This is a genomic window from Streptomyces boluensis (assembly GCF_009908195.1).
GTDB classification, from domain to species: Bacteria; Actinomycetota; Actinomycetes; order Streptomycetales; family Streptomycetaceae; genus Streptomyces; species Streptomyces boluensis.
On the sequence record NZ_JAAAHS010000337.1, the window covers coordinates 1 to 8,612 of the forward strand.

An 8,612-nucleotide genomic window follows, 5' to 3' on the forward strand; every position below is an offset into this window, starting at 1 on the left:
GTGCTGGGCCGGGTCCGCTGGGGTGGAGCGCTACTTGGTGCTACTTGCCCGACAGTGCCGCGACCGCCGTGCGGGCCGCCTTCAACGCGCCGTCGCGCATGGTGTCCGCCTTCGGTGCGCCCTGCGACTCGAAGTCGGAGCCGGTGTACGTGACCGTGACCAGGGCATTGCGGGAGCGGACGACGACCCGCGCCTCGCGGGTCTGTTGCTTGTCCTTCTCCTTGATCGTCACCGTGACGGAGGCCCGGTCGCCCAGGCCGGACACGGCTTCACCGGAATCCTGCGCCCGCGCGGTGAAGGCCGTCCGCGCGTCCGCCGCCGACTCGCGCACGTCGTACCCGACGTCGAGCCAGCGGTAGTCGTACCCCTTCAACGCGCTCCACGCGCACGTGCGGCGGCTTTCCGGGGCGGTGAGGCGCAACTCCTTGCCGCCCCGCTCCGCGTCCGGGACGAGATCCTTGACGGTGTCGTGGCTGAGCACCTCGCAGGGCGCGGGCGGCTTCGCGTACGTCGGCTCGGGCTTCGCCCCGGTCTGCGCGGCGGCCAGCGGCTTCGGCTCGACCGGGGCGTACGGCCCGGTGGTCCAGGCCCAGCCCGCTGTGGCGAGGGCGGCTACGGGCAGCAGTCGCCCGGCGAGCAACAGCGGCAAGGAGCGCACGATCGGTCCTCCTCCTGCGGCGGGACGCGGTCAGCGAGGTGTGAGGGACGAGCGTGTCACACGGGGTGCGCTGCGGGATAGGGGCGTCGGCGGTACGCGGTGTGGGGCCTCCTCTCGTGTGCCGTACACGCGTTTCGGGGGCCGGTCATGACGGCTCAGGGCCGGTCGAGGGAGCCGTCGCCGTCCCGGTCCGCCCGGTGCCGATTTCGTGCTCCACGCGCGTGACGGCGAGAAACGCGCCGTACGCCACCAGGTGCACGAGACAGTGGTCCGTGCGCGGAGGCGTCAGCCAGGCCGCCACGTCGTCGTCGGTGAGGCGGTACGGGGCGACGGCGGCGAGTACGGCGAGCCGGGCGCCGGGGCGGTCCGTACCCGGCAACTCCGGCCAGCGCACCGGGGGATGAGCGCCGTCCCAGTCGGCGACCGTGCGCGTGACCAGGGCCTGGTCCTCCTCGCTCAGGAGCCCGGCGCCCATCGACGCCACCTCGCGGAACGCCGCGTACGCCGGGGCGACAGGGGTGCCTGCGGCCCAACCGGGCCCACTGTCCGCCGAGTTGTCGCCATCGGCAGGCCCGTCCAGGTCCGTGTGGGCGGCGCGGAACCTCGGGTCGAGGAACGCGAGACTCGCGCCCGGCGCGGGGGTGCGGCGTACGGCCCGCGACAGGGCCTCCCCCTCGGGGCCGCGCAGGAGGTCGGCGGGGCGTACCCCTTCGGGCAGCAGGTTCTCGGTGAGCAGGGCGGACACGACGCGGTTGATGAAGTGGAACGCGAGGACCGTGCCGATGTACCCGGGTGCGTGCGCGTCGGGGAAGGGCGCCGTGGCGAGTTCGGGAGCGCCGGGTGTGCGGGTCGCCTTCGCCCAGGCGAGCACGCGCGCGTGGTGCTCGTCGTCCGGTGCGCCGTCGCGCGCCACAGCGTCGGCCAGGTGCGGTGCGCCGCCCGCGTGCAGCAGCAGAGTGTGGGCGTCCACGCAGAACGGGCAGCGGTTGGCGAGCGAGACGCCGAGGGCGGCCACCGTCTTCCCGTTGCGCGGCCCCGGCCCGTCGAGCAGCGACTCGCGCATCAACGCCCAGGTGGCGGCGGCCAGTTCGGGCGACGCCGACAGGACGACGAACGGTGCCGGTTCCGCGATGCCGAAGTCGGCGGCGATCTGCGCGTACAGCTCGGCCAGCTCGGCGGTCGGTCCGGTCGGTCCGGTCGCGGACGTGGGCGGTACGGGGTCGGTGTAGCGGTAGGGGGTCTGCATGGGGGTCTCCGGTGGGTGGGTGTGTGTGCGGATCTGGGGGCCTGGCTTGTACGTGCGCCTCGTGCTGGCTCGTGCCGTCTCGTGCTGGCTCGTGCCGTGTCGCCGTCTCGCCGTTTCGTGCAGTACGGCCGCCGGGGTGGCCCCCTCGGTGTGGTCCGATGCTCGCCCTGCGGGGGTCGTCAGGTCGTCGCCCGGCGGGAGCGGTTCGGGGCTGCCTCCGGAAGAGTGGTCCGGCCCTTCGACTACTCCCGGCGGAGTAGCGCGGAAGCGGTCTTTCCGGGCGACGCGGGTTGTCAGTGGCGCCGCCTAGAGTGCGGACATGGGGGAGAAACGCTCGAGGGCCGCCGGCTCCGACACCAAGCGAACTCGACTGGCCGGTACGGCCGTTGCGGCTCTCGTCGCGGCCGTCGTCGCGGCGCTCGGGTGCCTCGCCGCGTCCTCGGCGGGTGCCACCGCGGTGGACTACGGCCTGGTGATCGTCGGCTCCCTGGCCCTCGCGGGACACGCCACAGCGCCCCGCACCGTGCTCGCCGTCACGACGCTCTGCCTCTCCGTCCATGTGCTGCACGCCCATCCCGGAGCCGTGGCGGCCGTACCGGTCATAGGTGCCGTACACACAGCGGCGCGGGTCGGGTACCGAGGGGTCGCCGCCGTCGCGACCGGAATCTTCCTCGCGGCGGTCCTGACATCCGGCCTCCTGGCGGGCGAACCGGTCGGGGACTTCGCGGGGCGCGCCCTGCTGCTCGCGGGCTGGTTCCTGTGCGCCCTCGTGACCGGGCTCGCCGACAAGAACTGGCAGGCCTACCTGCGCCAGACCGAGAAGCGCGCGGCGGAGGCGGAACGCACGCGGGAGGAGGCCGCCCGGCGCAGAGCCGGTGAGGAACGACTGCGTATCGCCCGGGAGTTGCACGACTCGCTGACCCACAGCATCTCGATCGTCAAACTCCAGGCGGGCGTCGCCGTCCACCTCGCGCGTAAGCGGGGCGAGGAGGTCCCGGAGGCCCTGCTCGCCATCCAGGAGGCGAGCGGCGAGGCGATGCGCGAACTGCGCGCCACCCTCGACGTGCTGCGCGAGGAACGGCCGCCGGGCAGCCTCGCCGACCTGGTGCGCCGCGCCAGAGCCGCCGGGCTCGCCGTGGAGCTCACGCTGCGCGGCACCGACGGCACCCTGCCCGACGCGGTGGAGGCCGCGGCGTACCGCATCGTGCAGGAGGCCCTGACCAACGCCGCGCGGCACGCCGGGCCCACCGGGGTGAGTGTGGAACTGGCCCTGACAGAGGGGGAGTTGGAGGTGCGGGTCACGGACGACGGGCGGGCCTCGCCGGACCGCCCGTGCACCCCGGGCACGGGCCTGACCGGGATGCGCGAGCGCGTCACCGCACTCGGCGGCACCCTGCGGGCCGGGCCACGCGCGGAGGGCGGTTTCGCGGTGCGGGCCCGGCTTCCGCTGCAGGCACGGGGGCAGGCACCTTCGCAGCTACGGGGGCGGGCACCTTCGCAGCCGCAGCCGCAGCCGCAGCCACACGCACAGGCACAGGCGCAGGCGCGCGAGCCGGCGGCCGGGGACCGAGACCGGGACCGTACGGGAAGGGCCGGGAGCGCATGATCAGAGTGGCGCTGATCGACGACCAGGCCCTGATGCGGGCGGGTTTCCGTGCCCTGCTCGACGCCGAGGAGGGCATCGAGGTGGTCGGGGAGGCAGCCGACGGCGCGGCGGGCCTGGACCTGGTGCGCGCGCACGTGCCGGACGTCGCACTGGTCGATGTACAGATGCCGGTGATGACAGGCATCGAGGCGACCCGGCGGATCGCGGCCGACCCGTGCCTCGCGGGAGTGCGCGTCATCATCCTCACCAACTACGGCCTGGACGAGTACGTCTTCGACGCCCTGCGGGCCGGTGCCAGCGGCTTCCTGCTCAAGGACACCGAACCCGCCGACCTGCTCGCCGCCCTCCGCGTAGTGGCGGACGGTGAGGCGCTGCTCTCACCGTCCGTCACGCGCCGCCTGATCGGCGCGTTCGTCGCCCGTCCGCCGGACCTCCTCACGGCCCCCGGCCTCGACGGCCTGACCCGCCGCGAGCGGGAGGTCACCGCCCTCGCCGCCCGAGGCCTCAGCAACGAGGAGATCGCCGCGCGCATGGTGATCAGCCCGTTCACCGCCAAGACCCATGTGAGCCGCGCGATGACGAAACTCGGCGCCCGCGACCGGGCCCAACTCGTCGTGTTCGCCTACGAGTCGGGCCTGGTCCGGGCGCGCGACGGCACGGACGGCGGGCAGGGCACGGGCCGATGAGCGGGGGCCCGGGACATGCGCCGGGACAACCGTAGGGAGCCCGGTCGGCGGCGCTACGGCACCCGGCCCGTCCACTCCGGAGTGGCGAACTTGAGGCGGGCCAACTCCTGGGCCGTGGCCAGCTCCTCCTCCGTGACCGTGCCCTCCGTCAGGCCGTGGCGGGTGCGGAAGGAGTCGATCATGCGGTCGATGACGGCCTCGCGCGGAAGGCCCGTCTGGCGGCGCAGCGGATCGACGCGCTTCTTCGCGCTTTTCGTGCCCTTGTCGGAGAGCTTCTCGCGGCCGATCCGCAGCACCTCGACCATCCGGTCGGCGTCGATGTCGTACGCCATCGTCACGTGGTGCAGCACCGCGCCGTCCCCGCCGGTGATCCGCTTCTGCGCCGCGCCCGCGATCTTCCCGGCCTCTGTGGCGATGTCGTTCAGCGGCTGGTACCAGGCCTTGATGCCCATGTCGCCGAGCGCGGCGAGCACCCAGTCGTCGAGATACGAGTAACTGTCCGCGAAGGACAGCCCCTGCACCAGCGCCTGGGGCACGGAGAGCGAGTACGTGATGGTGTTGCCCGGCTCGCAGAACATCGCGCCGCCGCCGCTGATCCGCCGCACCACCTCGATGCCGTGGCGCCGGGCGCTGTCCGGGTCGACCTCGTTGCGCAGCGACTGGAAACTGCCGATCACCACGGCGGGCGCGGCCCACTCCCAGACGCGCAGCGTCGGCGGCCGGAGCCCGGCCGCGACCTCGGTCGTCAGGACCTCGTCGAGCGCCATGTGCAGGGCCGGGGTCTGCGGGCCCTCGTGGATCAACTGCCAGTCGTAGTCGGTCCAGTCGGTGGCGTGCGCGAGGGCCCGCCGCACCGCGACGCCGACCCCCTCGGCGGTCAGCCCGTACATCACGGTGCCCTCCGGCAGCGCCCCCTCGATCCGGGCGGCGAGGCCCGCCGCGTCGGTGTCGGCGGGCGCCCCCTCCAGGGCCGAACTCAGCGTGCGGAACGCCTCGTCGGGCTCGAGGAAGAAGTCACCGGCCACCCGGACCTCACGCAGCACGCCGTCCGCCACTTCGAGGTCGACGACGACGAGCTTGCCGCCGGGGATCTTGTACTCACCGTGCACCGTGACGACCTCCTCCGGACCGGCGTGCCTCACACCTGGGTTGAACCGGTGCAAATCGTACTCCGGTACGGGGGATCCGCCCCGGCCGCCCGGAAACGTGCACCACGCGCGCGTGGCCGGGGCGGCCGGGCCGGACCCTCACGACGGCGACACGGTGAGCGGACCGACCGTGGGCAGTTGGCGGGGCTCGGTGGGCTCGGTCGGCTCAGCGGACTCGGTCGGCTCGGGGGGTTCGACGGCCTCGGTGCCCTCGGTGCCCTCGGTGCCCTCGGTGCCCTCCGTGCCCTCGACGGCCTCGGTGGGCTCGGCAGGCTCGACGGTTTCGACGGGCGGCTCGGTCACTGTCGCCGCCCTCGCGGTGGTCGCCGCCCTCGCCGTGGTCGACGCGGGCGGTGCGGCGCTGTTCGGCCAGTGGCCGTCGAGGACCAGGTCGACCACCGGCCGGTACGCCGACTCCGCCTCGCGGTCCAGGCGTTCGTGCGTGGCGATGCGGTACAGCAGGGCGCGGACGAGGAGTTGGCGCCAGTCGGACACGTTCTGCCAGCGGTCGAGGAGGCCGGGCTCGGCCCCGTACCAGCACAGCGCGTCCACCACGGCGACCGCCGACGCCCAGCCCGCCGGGCGCCAGTAGGGCGGCCAGTCGATGACGGCGGGCGGCAGGCCCTCGGCGTCGGCGAAGAGCACGTTGCCGAGCAGGTCGCCGTGGACGACCTGGCAGGTGTCGTCCGACAGCGGGGTGCGGGCGTCGAGCAGCGGTCCGACAAGGTCGAACTCCCGCGCGGGCAGGGCCTGTTCGGTCGCGGAGCTCGCCGTGTCGTGGCCCCAGGAGAACCGGTCCGCGCGGGTCCACGGGTCGTCCCGCTCGTCGAGGAAGTCCGGCCGCGGGACCTCCGCAAGGGCCGCGTGGAACGCCCGCCCCACGCGTACGACATCGTCCACGCGCCGCTCGTCGGCGGTGCCGGGCACCAGGCGCCAGGCCTCCCAGCCGGTCGCCGTCCAGGTGCCGTCCATGGCGCGTACGGGCGGCGCCACGCGGAACTCGTCGGACTCCGGCAGGGCGTTCAGGGTGTGCGCCCGCCAGGCCGTCTCGGTGCGCAGGCCGGTCCGCCTGAGGACGATGCCGTCCGCGCACCAGGTGCCGCCCTGGCCGCCGGGCAGCGGGCGCGCCGGACCCTCGGCGCCGAACGCGGCGAGCACCGCGAAGTCGGGCGGTTCCTGGCGGGTGATGGACGAGATCGACTTATTGGAATGAGAGGAATTGGGCTTATTTGCTCTGATCGCGAACATGGCGCGTGAGCGTAGCGGTGATCATGGCGCCACGCCCCCCGGATCCGCTTCGGCGTGGCGCCGGAACGCGCCCTTCGGGCGTCACCGGCGCGGGCGTACCGCCGTCCCCGGGTTCTCCCCGCGGCCCTTCCGGATGTTGGATGGGTCCGACCGACGTACGCGAACATCGAGGTCAGGTATGCGATTCACGACTCGTCCCACCCTGCAGGGCACCTTCGGCATGGTGTCCTCCACGCACTGGCTCGCCTCGCAGTCCGCGATGGCCGTCCTGGAGGACGGTGGCAACGCCTACGACGCCGCCGTCGCCGCCGGGTTCGTGCTGCATGTCGTCGAGCCGCACCTCAACGGCCCGGCCGGTGAAGTGCCGATCATCGTCGCGCCGGCCGACGGCGACGTACGCGTGCTCTGCGGACAGGGGCCCGCACCGGCCGGGGCGAGCGTCGACCACTACCGCGGCCTCGGCCTCGAACTCGTCCCCGGCACCGGCCCGTTGGCCGCCGCCGTGCCCGGCGCCTTCGACGCCTGGATGCTGCTCCTCCGCGACCACGGCACCAAGTCGCTGCCCGAGGTGCTGCGGTACGCGATCGGGTACGCCGAGGACGGGCACGCGCCCGTGGAGCGGATCGGCGCGACCGTCGACACGGTCAGGCCGCTCCTCGAGGGCGAGCCGGAATGGGCGACCTCCGCCGCCGTCTACCTGCCCGAAGGCCGCTCGCCGCGCCCCGGCGAGCTGTTCCGCAACCCCGCGCTCGCCGCGACCTGGCGGCGCCTGCTCGCCGAGGCCGCGCGGCCCGGCCGGGAGGCGGAGATCGAGGCGGCCCGCGAGGTCTGGCGCACCGGCTTCGTCGCCGAGGCCCTGGTGCGCCAGTCCGCCGTCCCCACCCTCGACACCAGCGGCCGACGCCACACCGGCACCCTGACGGCCGCCGACCTCGCCGGGTACTCCGCGCACTACGAGGCGCCCGCCACGTACGACTGGAACGGCTGGACCCTGTGCAAGGCGGGCGGCTGGAGCCAGGGCCCGGCGTTCCTCCAGCAGCTCGCCCTGCTGCCGGACGAGCTGCCCGCCCACGGCTCCGCCGACTACGTCCACCTGCTCGTCGAGGGCTGCAAGCTGGCGATGGCCGACCGCGAGGCCTGGTACGGCGACGCCGCCGACGTACCGCTCGACGCGCTGCTCTCCGCGCCGTACAACACCGCGCGGCGGGCGCTGATAGGCGAGCGGGCCGCCCGCGAACTGCGGCCGGGCAGCCCCGAGGGCCGCGCCCCGCGCCTCGCCGAGGCCGCCACCACGGTGCTCGACGGGCAGTACGCGATGGGTACGCCGGTCGCCGGGGCCGGGGAGCCGACCGTCGCCCGTGACGGGGCGACCCGCGGCGACACCTGCCACCTGGACGTCGTCGACCGCTGGGGCAACATGGTCGCGGCCACGCCGAGCGGCGGCTGGCTGCAGTCCAACCCGGTCGTGCCCGAGCTCGGCTTCCCGCTCGGCACCCGGCTCCAGATGGCCTGGCTCGAGCCCGGACTGCCGAACTCGCTCACGCCGGGGCGCCGCCCCCGCACCACCCTCACGCCGTCCCTCGCGCTGCGCGACGGCGTACCGGTGCTGGCCTTCGGTACGCCCGGCGGCGACCAGCAGGACCAGTGGCAGCTGCACTTCTTCCTCGCCGTCGCCCTGCGTGACCGGGTGCGCGGCGGCCTCGACCTGCAGGGCGCCGTCGACGCCCCCAACTGGCACACCGACGCGTTCCCCGGCTCGTTCTTCCCGCGCGGCATGCGGCCCGGCAGCCTCACCGTGGAGTCCAGGATCGGCGCCGACGTGATCGCGGAGCTGCGCGAGCGCGGCCACGACGTGACCGTGGGTGAACCCTGGTCGGAGGGCCGGCTCTGCGCGGTAGCCCGCGACCCGGAGACCGGGATCCTCTCGGCGGCCGCCAATCCGCGCGGGATGCAGGGGTACGCGGTCGGGCGCTGAGGGTCCGGGCGTGCGGGCCCCTGGTGGGGGTCCGGGCGGGTGCCG

7 protein-coding genes are annotated in these 8,612 nt (G+C 74.3%); 3 read left to right on the forward strand and 4 right to left on the reverse strand.

Annotation, left to right across the window (positions count from 1 at the left end):
- Positions 1-40: 40 nt before the first annotated feature.
- A complete protein-coding gene (locus GUY60_RS29830) occupies positions 41-658 on the reverse strand; it encodes a hypothetical protein (RefSeq protein WP_161703387.1) in 618 nt (205 codons plus the stop codon).
- Between the two features lie 145 nt (positions 659-803).
- Positions 804-1,904 carry a carboxymuconolactone decarboxylase family protein gene (locus GUY60_RS29835; protein ID WP_161703389.1) on the reverse strand — a complete coding sequence of 367 codons (1,101 nt, stop codon included), beginning with the start codon at positions 1,902-1,904 and terminating at the stop codon, positions 804-806.
- A gap of 319 nt (positions 1,905-2,223) precedes the next feature.
- Here GUY60_RS29835 and GUY60_RS29840 point away from each other — a divergent pair, with 319 nt between their 5' ends.
- The gene (locus GUY60_RS29840) at positions 2,224-3,510 is read left to right on the forward strand and encodes a sensor histidine kinase (RefSeq protein WP_161703391.1); all 1,287 of its coding nucleotides are present in this window, start codon (positions 2,224-2,226) and stop codon (positions 3,508-3,510) included.
- Entirely contained in the window at positions 3,507-4,196 is a 690-nt protein-coding gene (locus GUY60_RS29845) for a response regulator (RefSeq protein WP_161703393.1), read from the forward strand. The genes GUY60_RS29840 and GUY60_RS29845 overlap by 4 nt, the downstream gene beginning before the upstream one ends.
- A 53-nt stretch (positions 4,197-4,249) precedes the next feature.
- Here GUY60_RS29845 and lplAB read toward each other — a convergent pair whose 3' ends face one another.
- Positions 4,250-5,305 (reverse strand): lipoate-protein ligase LplAB, encoded by a 1,056-nt coding sequence (gene lplAB, locus GUY60_RS29850; protein ID WP_161703399.1) that lies wholly within the window; start codon positions 5,303-5,305, stop codon positions 4,250-4,252.
- A 138-nt stretch (positions 5,306-5,443) separates the two neighbouring features.
- Positions 5,444-6,592 (reverse strand): TIGR02569 family protein, encoded by a 1,149-nt coding sequence (locus GUY60_RS29855; protein WP_161703395.1) that lies wholly within the window; start codon positions 6,590-6,592, stop codon positions 5,444-5,446.
- A gap of 178 nt (positions 6,593-6,770) precedes the next feature.
- Here GUY60_RS29855 and GUY60_RS29860 point away from each other — a divergent pair, with 178 nt between their 5' ends.
- Complete coding sequence (locus GUY60_RS29860) at positions 6,771-8,567, forward strand: gamma-glutamyltransferase family protein (protein WP_187370159.1); 1,797 nt, start codon at positions 6,771-6,773, stop codon at positions 8,565-8,567.
- The last annotated feature ends 45 nt before the right edge of the window (positions 8,568-8,612 follow it).

What these genes read in the sequence shown, in the direction of transcription:
- GUY60_RS29835 (WP_161703389.1), bottom strand. Translation starts at nt 1,904, where the DNA reads ATGCAGACCCCCTACCGCTACACCGACCCCGTACCGCCCACGTCCGCG.
- GUY60_RS29840 (WP_161703391.1), top strand. Translation starts at nt 2,224, where the DNA reads ATGGGGGAGAAACGCTCGAGGGCCGCCGGCTCCGACACCAAGCGAACT.
- GUY60_RS29845 (WP_161703393.1), top strand. Translation starts at nt 3,507, where the DNA reads ATGATCAGAGTGGCGCTGATCGACGACCAGGCCCTGATGCGGGCGGGT.
- GUY60_RS29855 (WP_161703395.1), bottom strand. Translation starts at nt 6,592, where the DNA reads ATGTTCGCGATCAGAGCAAATAAGCCCAATTCCTCTCATTCCAATAAG.
- GUY60_RS29860 (WP_187370159.1), top strand. Translation starts at nt 6,771, where the DNA reads ATGCGATTCACGACTCGTCCCACCCTGCAGGGCACCTTCGGCATGGTG.